Raw genomic sequence first — 14,684 nt, forward strand, 5'->3', positions numbered from 1 at the left:
GCGCACGTTGGCCGGCCACCTGCCCGCGATCGACGGGGAAGTGATCCTGGACGGAATGCCGCTTCGCTCGGGCCGCGCCGATCTCGCGGCGCGCGCTGGCCTGTCACTCCTGCCCGACGATAGGGGCGTTTTCCCGCGCCTGACGGTCGCGGAGAACCTCGCCCTGGCGCGCCGTCGCGGCCACGAGCCGCCGGTGGATGTCACCGCACTGTTTCCCGTGATCCGGGAACGCATGAACGTCAACGCCGGTGACCTTTCCGGAGGGCAGAAGCAGCAGGTCGGACTCGCGCGCGCGATCCTGGCGGGCGAGAAGGCGATCCTCGTCGACGAATTCTCACAAGGCCTGCAGCCCTCGCTCGTTCGCGACGTGCTGGCGGCGTTCCGCGAAATCGCCGGCGCCGGAGCTGTCATCGTCCTGGTGGACCAATCGCCGCAGCCGCTCGTGGAATTCGCCACACGCGTCCTGGCCATGGAGAAGGGCGCGATCGTGCTCGACTCGCCGGCCGCCGACGTACGCGAAGATCCCCAGCGACTGCTCGACTTCCTCGTCGTCTGACGACGCGGCGCCTGCCCGCGACGATCAGCTGCGCCAGTTCAATGTTCGAGGTAGGTCGTCGCGGTGTCGAGCACCCAGGTCACGGATTGATGGCGCTCAGCTTTCACAATCCGCGTAATTCGGCGGATTTTGCCGATGCATGCCGGAGAGCAAGATGCTCGAGGTCGGCTTCGAATCCCTTAGGGGCACCAAACGAATTCCGCGGGCGGTCCGACTCGGTCCGCCAGTGCTGATGACGTCGGCGCATTCCGCGTCGGCCATGAGTCTGAGCACTCGCTGCTATCGTCAGGGCGTGCCAGACATGACTCCCGGCAACGCTGCCGTAGACCTCACTGCAATGCTTGTCTCGATCGACTCGGTCAGCCCGAGTCTGGTCCCGGAAGCCGCCGGCGAGGGGCGGATCGCCTCACACCTCGCATTCCGACTGGAATCTGCGGGCTTCGCGGTCCTGCTGGTTCCGGCCCCGTCGGACCCGCGCAGAGTCAGCCTGATCGCCGAGCGCACCGGTTCCCGCCCGGGCGCACCGTCGTGCTGAACGGCCACCTCGACACCGTCGGTGTGGAGTGGATGCTGACCCCGTTCACGCCGCACATCGAGCCGGGCCGACTCTACGGTCGGGGGACGAGCGACAGGAAGGGGGGTGTGGCCGGTTTGGTGGTGGCCCGCGGAGCAGCTCGCCGCAGCCGACGCGCCCGGCACCGTCATCGTTGCGCTCGTAGCAGACGAGGAGGACGCCAGTGTCGGGGCTGAGGCGGTCCTCCGGGAGCTCGCCGAACGCGAGATGGATCTCTGCCTCATCGCCGAGCCCACGTGGCTCCACATCGCGGCGGCCCACCGGGGCCACGCTGGTCGATGTCGCCTTCCGGGGCACAGCGGCCCACTCGTGGCAGCCGGATGAGGGTGTCGACACGATCCGCGCACTTGGTCAACTGCTCGCTGCGGTCGCCGACGCTGACGACGCGATACGACACCGGCCAGGGCATCCGCTTCTCCCATACGGCTCGCTGATGGCGACAGTCGTGCGTGCGGGCAGCGCCCCGTTCACCGTCGCGGCGACAGCGAACAGCGTGGTCGAGCGCCGGATTCTGCCAGGCGAGTCCCCGGCGCACGCGCTCGATGAGGTGCAGGCGCTCGTCGATCCGATCACGGCGGCGACACGGGGCTCGAGTCGGAGGTTCGGCTCGCACATTCACGAGATGCGTGGCAGGCGGATGCCTCGGGCTCGGCTGCGGAGTTCACCAACTTGCTCACCGACGCGCTGCAATCCGCCGGCGCATCCTCGCCAGCCGCGACTGGTGCGCCGTACTGAATGGAGTCGGCGCTCTGGCAGGCGGCAGGCGTGCCGACCGTGGTCTGCGGCCCAGCCGGTGGCGGGCTGCATGTGGTGGACGAGTGGGTGGAGGTTGCTCAACTCTAGCGGTTCGCCGTCGCGGTCACGGATGCGGTTGGACGATTCCTGGCGGCCGGACCGGAGCGCCACTAGCGGGAAGATCGTCCCAGCCGTGGCGCGACCGTCCCTCGCGCGCTCAGGACGGAAACGCGAGAGTGCGCAACAGCGCCGCCAGCTGCTCGCGGTCAGCCGCGGTCAGTTCGCGGTGCAGGCCTCGTTCTGCTTCGCGGGCGGAAACCTTCGCGCGCCGGTAGAGGGCCAGCCCGTCCTCGGTGGCGACGACGACGTTGGCCCGGCGGTCTCCCGGGTCGGGTTCGCGACGTACCAGGCCGCGCGCTTGCAGTGCGTCCACCAGGGAAACGACCTGACTCGGGTCAAGCCGGAGGTACTCTGCCAGCTCCCGTTGGGATGGGCGTGAGTCTTCGCTGACCAGCGCCAGCACCGCATAGGACCGCGCGCGCAGGCCATGTTCAGCGAGCGCGGCGTTGCCCGCCGCCAGGGAGAGGGCGTTCGCGCGGGCGAGCAGAAAACTGACGTCGTCGGCGAGGGCGGACTCCGTCACTTCGGGTGCGCCATCGATTGGCGATCCGCTTGTCTGCTTGGGCATGCCGCTGAGCCTAGCAAATGATAGTAATGTCAATAATTGACGTTTTCAACGATAACGGCTTCAATGGACCAGAACGACCCGTGAGCCCGCAACAAAGGAGTCCCATGACCACCACTGCCACGCCCCTGGACGGCAAAGTCGCCATCGTCACTGGATCGGGTCGCGGGCTCGGTCTGGCCTACGCCCAGGAGCTCGCCCGGCAGGGGGCATCCGTCGTCATCAACGATGTGGATGCCGGGACCGCCGCTGAAGCTGTCGCGACCATTGAGTCCGCCGGGGGTAAAGCCGTCGCCGTGGTCGCTCCGGTCGGCTCGACCGAGACCGCCAAGCAGCTGGTCGCTACCGCCGTGGACACCTACGGCCGCCTCGACATCCTCGTCACCAACGCCGGCGTGCTGCGCGACACGGTGCTGTGGAAGATGAGCGACGACGACTTCGACACCGTCATCAACGTGCACCTGCGCGGCACGTTCACCTGCGTGCGCGAAGCCGCAACGCACATGCGCGAAAACAGCGTCGCCGGTCGGATCATCTGCATCGGCTCACCCACCGGGCAGCGCGGCAACTTCGGCCAGACCAACTACGCAGCGGCAAAGGCCGGCATCGTCGGGATGGTGCGCACCTGGGCCCTCGAACTCAAGCGGGCCGGAATCACCGCCAACACCGTGATCCCCGTCGCCGCGACCGCGATGACCGCGACCGTGCCCTACTTCGCCGCGGCGGTCGAGGCCGACGCCCAGAACGAGCCCATGCCGGCCTTCTTCCGTCACGACCTCGGATTCGGCACCTCCGGCGATGTCGCGGGGCTCGTCGCGTACCTCGCATCGGATGCCGCGGCAGACGTCACCGGCCAGGCGATCGGCGTCGGCGGCGACCGCATCCAACTCTGGTCACACCCCGAGCCTGTTGTCACCGCCTACCGTGACGGCGGTTGGACTTACGAGGCGCTGGCCGACGAGTTCCCGAACAGCATCGGCTCGAATCAGCAGTCGGTCGGAGAGACATTCCCCCCGCTGCCCGAAGCGCTCCAGCGACCTGCACCGTCCGCCTGACCCGCAGTGCAACGCGCCCGCTATCCCCGGAGGCTCCGATGATCCGCTACGAACCCGCGATCAACGTCGACGCGTTGACCACCATCGACATGCACGTGCACATCGAGATGGACGAGCACGGTCATTCGTCCCTGCCAGCCGAACTCGTCGCGGCGGCATCGAATTACTTCAGCGCTGACGCCCCGCGCCCGGACCTGGACAGCGTCGCCGCCTACTACCGCGAGCGCTCGATGGCGGCAGTCGTGTTCACGGTGGACGCGACCACGCGGCTCGGGCACCCAGCAATCTCCAGCGCGGAGATCGCCCAGGGCGCCGCGCGCAACAACGACGTGCTGATCCCCTTCGGCTCCGTCGACCCGCTCGGCAGTGCGGCGGTCGACCAGGCACGACGACTGGTCGAAGACCACGGGGTGCGCGGGTTCAAATTCCACCCCACCGTGCAGGGGTTCGACCCCAGCGACGAGACCTATTACCCGCTGTACTCGGCGATCCAGGACCTCGGCGCCGTCACCCTGTTCCACACCGGCCAGACCGGCATCGGCGCGGGAATGCGCGGAGGCTACGGATTCAGGCTGGGGCTATCCAACCCCATCCTGCTCGACCCGGTCGCCGCCGATTTCCCGGACCTGCAAATCATCATGGCTCACCCCTCAGTACCGTGGCAGGACGAAGCCCTCTCGGTGGCGACCCACAAGCACAACACGTGGATCGACCTTTCCGGCTGGAGCCCCAAGTACTTTCCGGCGGAGCTCGTACGGTACGCGAACTCGGTGCTGAAGCACCGCGTGCTGTTCGGGTCGGACTTCCCGCTCCTGACTCCCGACCGCTGGCTCGCCGACGTCAAGACGACGGCACTCAAGCCCGAGGTGATGCCCGGAATCCTGCGCGACAACGCAGCTCGCCTTCTCGGACTGTCGGGATAGCGCCGTGCAACTGCCCAGCGACCCGTACGGCTTCACCCGGCATCTGAGCCCGGCAGCGCAGGGTGTACTCGCCCGCCTCGACGAAACCCTCGCCTGCGACATCCGCCCGGTTCTCGCCGACGCCTGGGAACGCGCAGAACTGCCGGATGCGTTCGGCGATGCGCTCATCCCGCTCGACCTCATGGACCCGCCAGAACTGCGCGGCACCCCCGAGGCGGGGACCACGCTGTTCGGCGGGTTCCGCAACTTCGTCCTGGCGCGCACCGACGCATCACTGGCGACCTGGTACAACGCGCAGTCCGGGCTCTTCCGCACCACCGTCTCGGTGGGAGGCTCCGCCGAGCAGGCGGCGCGACTGGATCCGCTCATCCGCACCTTCGCACTGAAGGGAACGTTCGCGCTGACCGAGCCCGACCACGGCAGCGACATCGCCGGCGGGCTGGCCACCACAGCCCGACGCGACGGCGACACCTGGACCCTCGACGGCGTGAAGCGCTGGATCGGCGGCGCCTTCGAGGCCGACGTCATCGCAGTCTTCGCGCGGGATGTCGCCGATGGGCAGATCAAGGGCTTCCTCGTTCCCCGCGATGCTACCGGCCTCACGCTCGAGAAGATCCAGAACAAGATCTCGCTGCGCATCATGCAGAACGCCACCATCACCCTCGACGGCGTGCAGGTCACCGAAGCCGACCGCCTCCAGAACATCAATTCATTCCGCGACGTCGGGCAGCTGCTACGCCGCATGCGCTCCGACGTCGCCTGGATCGCCACCGGCATCCAGGCGGGAGCCTTCGAGGCGGCCCTCGAGTACGTCAACCGGCGCGAGCAGTTCGGCCGACCGCTCGGAGGGTTCCAACTCGTGCAGGAGAAGCTGGCACGGATGCTCGGGAACGTGACCGCGTCGCTCGGGATGGTCGTGCAGCTCTCGACCCAGCAGGATGCCGGTCACTACCGCGACGAGGACTCCTCGCTGGCGAAGATGTGGACCGCGCTGCAAGCGCGAGAGACCGTCGCCCTGGCCCGCGAGGTCGTCGGCGGCAACGGCATCGTTCTCGACGAACACGTTGGCCGTTTCTTCGCCGACGCCGAAGCGGTGTACTCCTACGAGGGCACCCACGAAATCAACGCACTCATCGTCGGACGAGCCCTCACCGGCCGATCCGCGTTCGCGTGAACCGCCATCCGCATTCCCCCACGAAAGGCAGCACCCATGACAACCATCGTCGCCTACGCCGACGCCGCAGCTCTCGCCGGCACCGACCTCGGCTGGTCGGACTGGCTTGAGGTCACCCAGGACCGAATCCACAAGTTCGCCGACGCCACCGACGACCAGCAATGGATTCACGTCGACCCCGAGCGCGCCGTGGACGGCCCGTTCGGCGCCCCGATCGCGCACGGCTTCCTGACACTGTCACTCACGGTGAAGTTCTGGTCCGAGCTGTTCGATGTGGACGTCAGCACCAAGGTCAACTACGGGCTCGACAAAGTGAGGTTCATCACTCCCGTGAAGGTCGGTTCGAAGGTGCGGATGAACGCCGTAATCGCCGAGGTCGCCGAGATCACCGGAGGACTCCAGTTCGCCGTCGACCAGACCATTGAGATTGAGGGCGGCACCAAGCCCGCCGTCGTCGCCCGAGGCATCTACCGCTTCTACGCCTGACCCCTACCTTCCCGGGTCGGCGCGTCAGCGTGTCGACCCGGGAAGGCCTCGATGGAGAGGAACCTCGCAAGGATGCACAATCACGGAATCGGCGCCTGGCTGGCGAAGCGCCGCCTCAAGAGCCCAGACAAGGTCGCGTTGATCTTCGACGACCAGACGTTCACGTACCGCAAATTGGCGGACGAGGCTGATCGGATATCCGTGCTGCTCGCACAGCGCGGCATCGGCAAGGGCGATGTCGTCGCCTACCTGGGGGAGAACAGCCCGGAGTTTCTCGAGGTGCTCTTCGGAACGGTGCAGCTGGGCGCGGTCTTCGTGCCCATCAACACCCGCCTGGCGGCACCCGAGATCGCATACCTGCTCACCGATTCCGGAGCCCGTGTGCTCATCCACGACCCGGAGTTCGCCGAGCGCATCCTGCCAGGCGTGCAGGATGCCCGTATCGATCACGTTGTTCAGACGGGTGACGGTACCGCTGAGGCGCCTGGGCTGGCCCGGCTCACCCTCACGACCGCGACCGGGCACACCGACGCCGACGTCGCGCTGGAAGATCCCGCTGCGATCATCTACACCTCGGGCACCACCGGAAAGCCCAAGGGCGCCGTGCTCACCCACCAGAATCTCACCTGGGTCGCGCTCAATTGCCTCGTCGACTACGACGTCGTCTCGACGGATGTCGCACTCATGATCTCGCCGCTGTTCCATGTTGCATCGCTTGGCATGGGTGCACTCCCAGTCATTCTGAAGGGGGGGACGATCGTGCTGGAGAAGGGCTTCGAGGCGGGGCGAGCCCTCGCCCAGGTCCAGCGCCATCGGGTGACGATGCTCTCGGGCGTGCCGACGACCTATCAGCTGATGGCCGACCATCCGGACTGGGGTGCGACCGATCTGTCGACATTGGCGAAACTCACGTGCGGTGGATCTGCGGTGCCCACCCGGATTCTCAATTCGTTCGAGGAGCGCGGGCTGTCGTTCTCCCAGGGCTACGGCATGACAGAAACCTCTCCGGGCGCGACATCACTGTCCCCGAGGATGACGCGCATGAAGCAGGGCAGCGTCGGTCTCCCACACTTCTTCACCGAGGTGCGTATCGCCGACGAACACGGTGCGATGGTGCCTCGCGGCACGATCGGCGAGATCGAGATTGCGGGTCCCAACGTGTTCCCGGGTTACCACAGCAAACCGGATGCCACTGCAGAGGCCTTCACCGCCGATGGCTGGTTCCGTTCCGGTGACCTGGGGCACCTCGACCCGGATGGCTATCTGTTCATCTCCGACCGCTTGAAGGACATGATCATCTCCGGCGGCGAGAACATCTACCCCGCTGAGATCGAGAACCTGATCAACGATATTGACGGTGTCACCGGTGTCGCAGTGATTGCCGTCGCCGACGATCAGTGGGGCGAAGTACCGTGGGCGGTGCTGACCGTGCGGGACGGGGCATCCGTCACCTACGAACAGTTTCGAGCCCACCTGGACGGCCGTCTCGCTCGGTACAAGATCCCGAAGAACATGGTCGTTGTCGACGAACTGCCGCGCACGGCGACCGGGAAGGTACGCAAGGCCGACCTGCGAGCGAGGTTCAGCGGCGGCTAGCCTTCCGGGACGGACAGTCGAATTCGTGCCCTGACGTCGCGCTCATGAACCCCGCGATCTCCGGTCCGAGCGAGTCCTCCTGGGACCCGATTGCCATCACCGGAGAAAGGTGATTGTGCCCGCGGAGGTGGATCATCGCCGGATAGTCCCCTCTGCTGATGGCGAATTCCTGCACGAGCAGTGCCGCTTGCCGCTGGAAGTCGCGAACGTCGAACTCGGACACCGAGAAGGGCAGGGGCACGTCGGAGGCGGCGAGACCCGACAACGTCGATGTCGCCGGGTATGCGGTCTCGTCGTCACCGAAGTATGCGGTGTGGAAGGAGTTCGCAGCCGCCGCAGCATTGTCATAGATGCCTGAGAGCAGGAGCGCTCCGGCGATGCCGGCTCCACTCTCGACGTGGAACCGATCGTGTGCCACGTATCCGGCGACGTGAACTGCGCCTGCGGATTGTCCGGCCACGAAAATCAACTCTGGGTCTCCGCCGTACTCGCTGATGTGCGCTCGCAACCATGAGACAACGCGGGCGATATCTTCCGTGCCAGCAGGCCACGGGCGCGCAGGCGCGAGCCGGTAGGTGATGGTCACTCCAACGAACCCTTCGCGTGCCGCGAACTGGCCGATGTTCCCGTAGAACGGAAGCGCTGCCGACCGCTTGTCTCCCGCGACGAAACCCCCACCATGCACGAAGACCAGCACGGGAAGGCTCGCGGTCGCAGCTCGGTGGAACACGTCGAGCCGGTGCCGCTCCTCTGGGCCGTATTGGATATCCCGCTCCACCAGGGTGCTGGGATCTGGTGGTGCGCACTTGGGGGCGAACAGCTGCTGCGTGGCTACGATCAACTCGGGGGAGAGCTCGGTGCCCAATTCCTCGATCATTGCGCAGATTCCGAACGAGCTGGAGGAGGCGAGTCGCGTCTCAGGAGGATCTCGCGTGCGGGCGCTCTTCGGGGTTCTCTTCCGCCTCCTGCTCCCGAGCGCGCTCAACGGCTGGCTGCTGTGCTTCGTCGTCGTCTCGGGCTCGCTCGCCGTTCCACTTCTGCTCAGCCCGCGCGGGCAGTCGCTGCTCGCAGTGAAGATCTACGAGTTCTATACAACTGCCGACATCGTCAGCTCTGCCACGATCTTCGTGCTGTTCGTCATCGAAATCCTGATAGTCACGGGGATCGTCCAGATGCTAAAACGGCTCGTGGCGAAGCCCACCGGCCGGGCCAGAGCCCTGACTGCCGCAGACGCTGGCGACCCTGACTGGACCGGTGCGATCCCGGCGCAGTCCGCACGGCACCCACGCGCGCGCCGGAGCGTCAGGACCGCTGACGGTCGGGTCGATGACACCGGACTTCCATCCACCCATCCATCAATACAGAGGAGTAACACATGAGGAAACCAATCGCGGCAATTGCGATGGTCGCTGGCCTGGCGTTGATCGCGAGCGGGTGCGCCGCCGCCACCGAGCCGACCGAGCCCGTCAGCGCTGGCGAGTACATCGTCGACCCGTCTGCGGAGCGGATCACGGATGATCAGGCGAAATACCTGACTGAGCTCTACGAATCCGCGAAGGAAGAAGGCAAACTCGTCATCTATACGGGTCTCCCGAGCGACATGGAAGGGACCATCGAACTCTTCGAGGAAATGTTCCCAGGCATCCCAGTCACCGCCGAACAACTGATCGGTGCGCCACTGGTGCAGGCGCTCTCGGCGGAGAAGGCCTCCGGCAACTTCGTGGCAGACATTCTCCAGAATCCCGACGGCCAGCTCTACGTGAGCGATGAGGCCACGGGCAACTTCAGCGAGCCGTACGAAGTGCGCACTCTCGCCGTGCCGGCCGGGCTCGAATCGTCCGCTGACTACATCATCGACCCAGAGCACCGGTTCAGCGTGCCGTTCGTCGGGTTCTTCGGGTTGGGCGCATTCCTTCCGCGAGTCGAGCAGGCGGGCGGCATGCCCACTTCCTGGTCCGACCTGGCGGATTCCGCATACAAGGGTCTCCTCGGAATGGGAGACCCGAGCATCCCGGGCCCCCAGCAGGGCGCGCTGATCTACCTTCTGAACAATGGCGGGCTCGACGAGAAAGACCTCCCCGGGATTGGTGCGAACACGATCGTGAAGGGTGACTACGGCCAGGCGATCGGCGGTCTGCTCCAGGGTGAGTACGCTTTCATGCCTGGTGCGCCAGCGTCACCGATGCTTGGTGCGGCCGCGTCCGGCGCTCCGTCGGCTTCAGCGTCTTCGCGAAGAACAACCCGCTGGTCTCCCACAAACACATCCTCCTCCAGGGGCCCCGCACCCGAACGCCGCGAAGCTCTTCCTGGAGTTCCTGAATATCTTCAGCGCACAGAAGTCCGATGCCGCTGCTGGTCTGACCCCGCTCAACGTCGAAGCCGCGGACCCCGCAGCCCCGTGGACATCGATCAAGGAGAGCGGCGTGACCGAGATTGTCGGGCATGAAGTGATCGAGGCATCGAGGGCAAGGTTGCTTCCCCTCATCAAAGAGGCCTTCGGCAAATAACCGGCCGCACGGCCTGGGAGGAAACACACATGCGGTCGCTGATCATCGACGACATCGCCAAGCACTACCCGGGCGGGAGCGTCGCGGTGGAGGGAATCACCCTCAATCTGGACGAGGGGTCTTTCACCACCTTGCTGGGCCCTAGCGGGTGCGGCAAGACGACAACTCTACGATGCCTCGCCGGATTGGAGGTGCCCGACCGGGGGCGCATTCAGTTCGGGGACGACGTCTTCGTCGACGTGGTGGCAGGCCGACTTGTGCCCCCAACAAGCGCAACCTCGGGATGGTGTTCCAAAGCTATGCGCTTTGGCCGAACAAGACCGTGCTGGGGAATGTCGCATATCCGCTCCGGCTGCGCGGCGTGAACCGCCGCGCAGCCGGAGCGCGGGCCGCTCAAGCGCTTGAAACCGTCGGCCTCGATGGTCTCTCCGGCCGGTATCCACATGAGCTGTCGGGCGGGCAACAGCAACGCGTCGCACTCGCCCGCAGTCTCGTCTCAGCGAGCGGCCTCTTGCTCTTCGACGAGCCGCTGTCAAACCTCGACGCCAAGCTCCGCCTGTCAATGCGCACGGAAATCCGTCGTCTTCACGACGAGTTCGGCTACAGCTCCGTCTATGTCACCCACGACCAGGAGGAGGCACTCGCGGTCTCCGATTACGTCGTCGTCCTTAACAAGGGCAAGGTTGAGCAGGCCGGAACCCCGCACGAGATCTTCGCTCGACCATCTTCGGTGTGGGTCGCGGACTTCGTCGGCTTCGACAACATCCTCGAGGTGGCGGAGGCGGATCCCGTCACCGGCAACATCGACCTAGTGGGCGGGGGATCGCTGATTGGGTCGCCGCAGCGGGATGCGCCGATGAGGGGAGACCGCATCGCGTTTCAGGGTAGCGATGTGGTCTTCGCCGCGCAGGCTGCTGAGGACCAGCCTCACTATAGATTCAGTGGTCGGGCAATCGACTCGAGCTACCTGGGGGATGCGTACCGTGTCAACGTCCCTCTGACTGATGCCACAACCGTGTTCGCGACCATCCCGGATTCCGCTCGCCGACTCTCCCCCGGCAAGTACGTGGGGGATCTCCTGGAACTCGCAGTGCCGGAGTCGAACGCCATCGTGTTGCGGTAGGTGCGTTGGCGAGCGGTGACGCGTGATCGACGGTTTAGTCGGTTGGGTCCAGCTCGGTTTCCTCGACCACACTGAAGAGCTGCAGGGCGAGCAAGATCTGCTGCGATCTTTTGCTGACCGCTCTTCCCAATAGCTCGCTTGACTGGCTGACACGGTAGGCAACAGTGTTCGGGGCAAGATGCAGCATCTGAGCGACCGCCACGAGGCTGTTGCCTTCCGCGAGGTACAGCCGTAACGTGTCCCGGATCTGCCCGAGACGCTGACTGCGACCGAGCAGCGGACCGATCTCCTGTTTGATGAATCGAACTGCCGCCGCTGGATCTGCGAGCATGAGTGAGAGATGGCTGGTGTCGTCATAGGTCCAGAGCTGTCGCTTCCCGGAGAGCCGACCGAGCCGCGCAGACTGCTGGGCCCCTGGTAGCTGTCACGGAACCCCTCCACGCCGGTTCCACCCGGGCCGACAGCCAACCGCATCCACGCCGGCAGGGATTCATCCCGAAGTCCCACGAGTGCCGCGGCTGGGACGGCTGCGCCGAACGTCCACCAGATGTGCGTACGGCTTTCGTGCTCGACGGCTAGTGACTTCACCGCACCCATGCGCTCGCCAGCCTGCCTGGCGAAGGCCGCAATCGTGGCGCCGCGGTCGAGAAGATCCATGGACTGATCCGACCAGGACAGCGCGAAAAGGTGGCCAGCATCGAATCGACTGCCGAGCAGTTGCTCGGCTCCCTCCGGCGGTTGCGCGGCCTCTCCCACAGCTTTCAGCACCGAGTGCTGACGGGCGGCTTGCCGGCCGGTCCACGAGCGCCGTTCGGTTTCATAGGCGGCAGCAGTGACTCGCGCCGCCGCGTTCGCGAAGTCGAACATCGCGGCGCTGACGAGTTGAATGGTCTCGTTGAGGCTGGCTTCGGCGATTATGCCGGGCAGCGCAGCGAGCAACTCATCCCTCGAGGTACGCGATCTTCCTAGATGGACCGGTCAACTTCAGTCGGGAACTGCAGGACGCGGGCTTCGATTTTCCGTACGCCTGGGACTTCGAGTATGAGACGCAATGGGTGCTCATCCCGCGGGACGGCACGACGTCGGAGATCATCCGGTGCACTCTCCCATACCAGACGTCGGTCTTCCACATCCTCAACGCCTACGACCTGCCAGACGGCACCGTAGCACTGGACGGCGTCAGCTACGACCGAATGTTCGTCAATGACAGGACGGGTCCCACGGAGTCGCCGTCCAAACTGGACCGATTCATTCTCGATCCGAAAACCGCGCGAGCAACCGTTCAGCGTCTCGACGATAGGGCACAGGAAATGCCTCGCATCGATGACCACCCGCACGGGCCGACAGCACAAGTTCGGCTACTTCAGTTCACGAGGCCGCGAGGGCAGTGAGGTGCTGAAGCAACATGTGGACAGCGGAGTGACTGAGTCGTATGCATACGGTAGCGGGAAGGCAGGAGTGGAGGCTGTCTTTGTGCCGCGGCACGAAGGAGCAGCGGAAGACGACGGTTGGCTGATGACGTTTGTCAGTGACCTGGCAAACGCGTCTGCTGAGATGGTCATCATCCCGGCGCAAGATATCGCGTCTGGCCCGGTCGCCAGGATCCAAATCCCACAGCGAATTCCGCTGGGGTTTCATGGGAATTGGATACCTAACGAATTCGTTTAATAACCACGCGAAAGTAGCCCGCTGCATCGACCTTGCTGCGGGTACGGATCAAACGCCAGCGGGACCAACCTGGTTGCGTGGCAAGCAGTGGTGTTGAATTCGCCGGCATGTTCGAGCACTTGTGAGTGCACCTGCTGGCTGACGCTCTCGGGGTCGACCGTCGAGGAATGCAGGTCGAAGACCCAACGCAGCGTGTTTGGCGCAACCGTCTGAAACTGGCCAGGTCCACCCGAGATACGACGCATCGCGGCCAGCGATCGGAGTTTCTCGTCGCGCACCAGTGCGGACAACGGCAAGCCCATGGCCTGGAACGCCGCAATCGATGAGTGCTTGATCACCCGATTCGCGCCGGTTCCCCGCGCCTCGGGTGCGAGGTAGGTCCCGGTCTCGAACCGGCGCAGGGCGTCGTTGTGGGCGAACCTGAAGAACCCGAGCGGCTGGTCGTCGCCGAGCAGCCAGAAGAACCGCCGGCCGGGCGCGGCGATCGCAAGCTCGACATACTCTGCCAGCGACGAGCATCCGGCCACCGGCCAGTCCCACCCAGCGCCCAATGCGACAGCGAAGCGATCCGCCCCGATCTCGGCAGGAAGGATGCGGTATTCCGTGTCGGTGGGCGATCTCACGGATTGAGATTAGGTGTGCGCAGCCGTGCCACCATCAAACAGCAGATGAACAATTGTGGGCCATCCGCCACGACGGCAGTGGACGATGTCGGCTGCCCGCCACAGACTGGAACCATGCCCGAACTCCCCGAGGTGCACGCGCTCGCCGCCGACCTTGACGGCCGCCTCCGCGGTCGGGTAGCCGCTCGGCTGGAGCTCCTGTCGTTCGCGGCGCTGAAGACGTTCGACCCGCCGGTCTCCGCGATCGAGGAGCAGAGCATCCGCTCGGTGACCAGGCACGGCAAGTTCCTCGACTTGCGCGTAGATGACCTTCACCTGGTCATGCACCTGGCCCGCGCCGGCTGGGTGCGGTGGAACGACGGCACGAAGCCGCCACCGGCGCGCACCGGAAAGAGCCCGCTAGCTGCCCGGCTCATCCTCGACGACGGCACCGGACTCGACGTGACCGAGGCGGGCACCAAGAAGAGCCTCGCCATCTACCTGGTCGGCAAGCCGACGGATGTCCCGGGCATCGCCCGACTCGGCCCCGACCCCCTGAGCGAGGACTTCACCGAAGACAGATTCCAGGGCATCCTCGCCACCGCCGGCCGGGCGCAGATCAAGGGCGTGCTGCGCAACCAGTCGACCATCGCCGGCATCGGCAACGCCTACTCGGATGAAATCCTCCACGTCGCCAAGATGTCGCCCTTCAAGCCGGCATCGATGACGGCGGATGAAGTGGGCCGCCTCTACGACGCCCTGCAGACCACCCTGCGCGAAGCCATCGCGCGGTCGGAAGGGCTGGCAGCATCCGAACTCAAGAAAGAGAAGAAATCCGGCATGCGGGTGCACGGCAGAACCGGCGAGGCATGCCCGATCTGTGGCGACACTGTGCGGCAGGTGATCTACACCGACTCCACCCTGCAGTACTGCCCGACCTGCCAGACCGGCGGCAAACCCCTCGCCGACCGGGTGCTGTCCCGACTGCTGAAGTAGCGGC

Annotated in this window: 17 protein-coding genes and 2 pseudogenes; 15 read left to right on the forward strand and 4 right to left on the reverse strand. The window is 65.5% G+C overall.

Features of this window, described 5'->3' with window-relative positions; translation table 11 throughout:
- The 4 genes and pseudogenes from ACX3PH_RS11015 to ACX3PH_RS11030 all read left to right on the forward strand — a co-directional run.
- A partial coding sequence (locus ACX3PH_RS11015; protein ID WP_459092426.1) for an ATP-binding cassette domain-containing protein occupies nucleotides 1–556 on the forward strand: 556 nt, incomplete at its 5' end.
- A 292-nt stretch (nucleotides 557–848) separates the two neighbouring features.
- On the forward strand, nucleotides 849–1,091 hold the full coding sequence (locus ACX3PH_RS11020) for a hypothetical protein (RefSeq protein WP_459092428.1): 243 nt from the start codon (nucleotides 849–851) through the stop codon (nucleotides 1,089–1,091).
- A 32-nt stretch (nucleotides 1,092–1,123) separates the two neighbouring features.
- Nucleotides 1,124–1,306, forward strand: a complete 183-nt coding sequence (locus tag ACX3PH_RS11025; protein WP_459092874.1) for a M20/M25/M40 family metallo-hydrolase — start codon at nucleotides 1,124–1,126, stop codon at nucleotides 1,304–1,306.
- Nucleotides 1,294–1,689 (forward strand): annotated as a pseudogene (locus tag ACX3PH_RS11030) (peptidase dimerization domain-containing protein); the annotation flags it as partial. The gene ACX3PH_RS11025 and the pseudogene ACX3PH_RS11030, both read left to right, overlap by 13 nt.
- Nucleotides 1,690–2,082: 393 nt before the next feature.
- Here the strand turns inward: ACX3PH_RS11030 and ACX3PH_RS11035 are convergent.
- Nucleotides 2,083–2,553, reverse strand: coding sequence for a MarR family winged helix-turn-helix transcriptional regulator (locus tag ACX3PH_RS11035; RefSeq protein WP_459092430.1), 471 nt, complete (start codon nucleotides 2,551–2,553; stop codon nucleotides 2,083–2,085).
- A 104-nt stretch (nucleotides 2,554–2,657) separates the two neighbouring features.
- Here ACX3PH_RS11035 and ACX3PH_RS11040 point away from each other — a divergent pair, with 104 nt between their 5' ends.
- From ACX3PH_RS11040 to menE, 5 genes are all read left to right on the forward strand, one after another.
- Nucleotides 2,658–3,605, forward strand: a complete 948-nt coding sequence (locus ACX3PH_RS11040; RefSeq protein WP_459092432.1) for an SDR family NAD(P)-dependent oxidoreductase — start codon at nucleotides 2,658–2,660, stop codon at nucleotides 3,603–3,605.
- Nucleotides 3,606–3,643: 38 nt separating this feature from the next.
- Nucleotides 3,644–4,528 (forward strand): amidohydrolase family protein, encoded by an 885-nt coding sequence (locus ACX3PH_RS11045; protein WP_459092434.1) that lies wholly within the window; start codon nucleotides 3,644–3,646, stop codon nucleotides 4,526–4,528.
- Between the two features lie 4 nt (nucleotides 4,529–4,532).
- Entirely contained in the window at nucleotides 4,533–5,702 is a 1,170-nt protein-coding gene (locus ACX3PH_RS11050) for an acyl-CoA dehydrogenase family protein (protein WP_459092436.1), read from the forward strand.
- Nucleotides 5,703–5,738: 36 nt separating this feature from the next.
- Nucleotides 5,739–6,188 carry a MaoC family dehydratase gene (locus ACX3PH_RS11055; RefSeq protein WP_459092438.1) on the forward strand — a complete coding sequence of 150 codons (450 nt, stop codon included), beginning with the start codon at nucleotides 5,739–5,741 and terminating at the stop codon, nucleotides 6,186–6,188.
- 72 nt (nucleotides 6,189–6,260) lie between these two features.
- Nucleotides 6,261–7,784: an o-succinylbenzoate--CoA ligase gene (gene menE, locus ACX3PH_RS11060; protein WP_459092440.1), complete on the forward strand. Its 1,524-nt coding sequence runs from the start codon at nucleotides 6,261–6,263 to the stop codon at nucleotides 7,782–7,784.
- On the opposite strand, the gene ACX3PH_RS11065 is transcribed toward menE, so the two are convergent.
- On the reverse strand, nucleotides 7,771–8,661 hold the full coding sequence (locus ACX3PH_RS11065) for an alpha/beta hydrolase (protein ID WP_459092442.1): 891 nt from the start codon (nucleotides 8,659–8,661) through the stop codon (nucleotides 7,771–7,773). The two genes, menE and ACX3PH_RS11065, sit on opposite strands and share 14 nt — an antisense overlap.
- Between ACX3PH_RS11065 and ACX3PH_RS11070 the strand changes: the two genes are divergently transcribed.
- From ACX3PH_RS11070 to ACX3PH_RS11080, 3 genes and pseudogenes are all read left to right on the forward strand, one after another.
- Nucleotides 8,642–9,163, forward strand: coding sequence for an ABC transporter permease subunit (locus tag ACX3PH_RS11070; protein ID WP_459092444.1), 522 nt, complete (start codon nucleotides 8,642–8,644; stop codon nucleotides 9,161–9,163). The two genes, ACX3PH_RS11065 and ACX3PH_RS11070, sit on opposite strands and share 20 nt — an antisense overlap.
- A complete protein-coding gene (locus tag ACX3PH_RS11075; RefSeq protein ID WP_459092446.1) occupies nucleotides 9,160–10,230 on the forward strand; it encodes a type 2 periplasmic-binding domain-containing protein in 1,071 nt (356 codons plus the stop codon). The genes ACX3PH_RS11070 and ACX3PH_RS11075 overlap by 4 nt, the downstream gene beginning before the upstream one ends.
- 90 nt (nucleotides 10,231–10,320) lie before the next feature.
- Nucleotides 10,321–11,414 (forward strand): annotated as a pseudogene (locus tag ACX3PH_RS11080) (ABC transporter ATP-binding protein).
- A gap of 34 nt (nucleotides 11,415–11,448) precedes the next feature.
- Here ACX3PH_RS11080 and ACX3PH_RS11085 read toward each other — a convergent pair.
- Nucleotides 11,449–11,745 carry a helix-turn-helix domain-containing protein gene (locus ACX3PH_RS11085; protein WP_459092448.1) on the reverse strand — a complete coding sequence of 99 codons (297 nt, stop codon included), beginning with the start codon at nucleotides 11,743–11,745 and terminating at the stop codon, nucleotides 11,449–11,451.
- A 628-nt stretch (nucleotides 11,746–12,373) separates the two neighbouring features.
- On the opposite strand from ACX3PH_RS11085, the gene ACX3PH_RS11090 reads away from it, so the two are divergent.
- Together ACX3PH_RS11090 and ACX3PH_RS11095 are read left to right on the forward strand one after the other, a co-directional pair.
- The gene (locus ACX3PH_RS11090) at nucleotides 12,374–12,805 is read left to right on the forward strand and encodes a carotenoid oxygenase family protein (protein WP_459092876.1); all 432 of its coding nucleotides are present in this window, start codon (nucleotides 12,374–12,376) and stop codon (nucleotides 12,803–12,805) included.
- Nucleotides 12,738–13,082: a carotenoid oxygenase family protein gene (locus tag ACX3PH_RS11095; RefSeq protein WP_459092450.1), complete on the forward strand. Its 345-nt coding sequence runs from the start codon at nucleotides 12,738–12,740 to the stop codon at nucleotides 13,080–13,082. Before ACX3PH_RS11090 ends, ACX3PH_RS11095 begins: the two co-directional genes overlap by 68 nt.
- On the opposite strand, the gene ACX3PH_RS11100 is transcribed toward ACX3PH_RS11095, so the two are convergent.
- The gene (locus ACX3PH_RS11100; RefSeq protein ID WP_459092452.1) at nucleotides 13,079–13,705 is read right to left on the reverse strand and encodes a GNAT family N-acetyltransferase; all 627 of its coding nucleotides are present in this window, start codon (nucleotides 13,703–13,705) and stop codon (nucleotides 13,079–13,081) included. The genes ACX3PH_RS11095 and ACX3PH_RS11100 overlap by 4 nt on opposite strands.
- 114 nt (nucleotides 13,706–13,819) lie before the next feature.
- Between ACX3PH_RS11100 and ACX3PH_RS11105 the strand changes: the two genes are divergently transcribed.
- Nucleotides 13,820–14,680 (forward strand): Fpg/Nei family DNA glycosylase, encoded by an 861-nt coding sequence (locus tag ACX3PH_RS11105; RefSeq protein ID WP_459092454.1) that lies wholly within the window; start codon nucleotides 13,820–13,822, stop codon nucleotides 14,678–14,680.
- Nucleotides 14,681–14,684 lie beyond the last annotated feature (4 nt).

Source organism: Homoserinimonas sp. A520 (genome assembly GCF_054489245.1).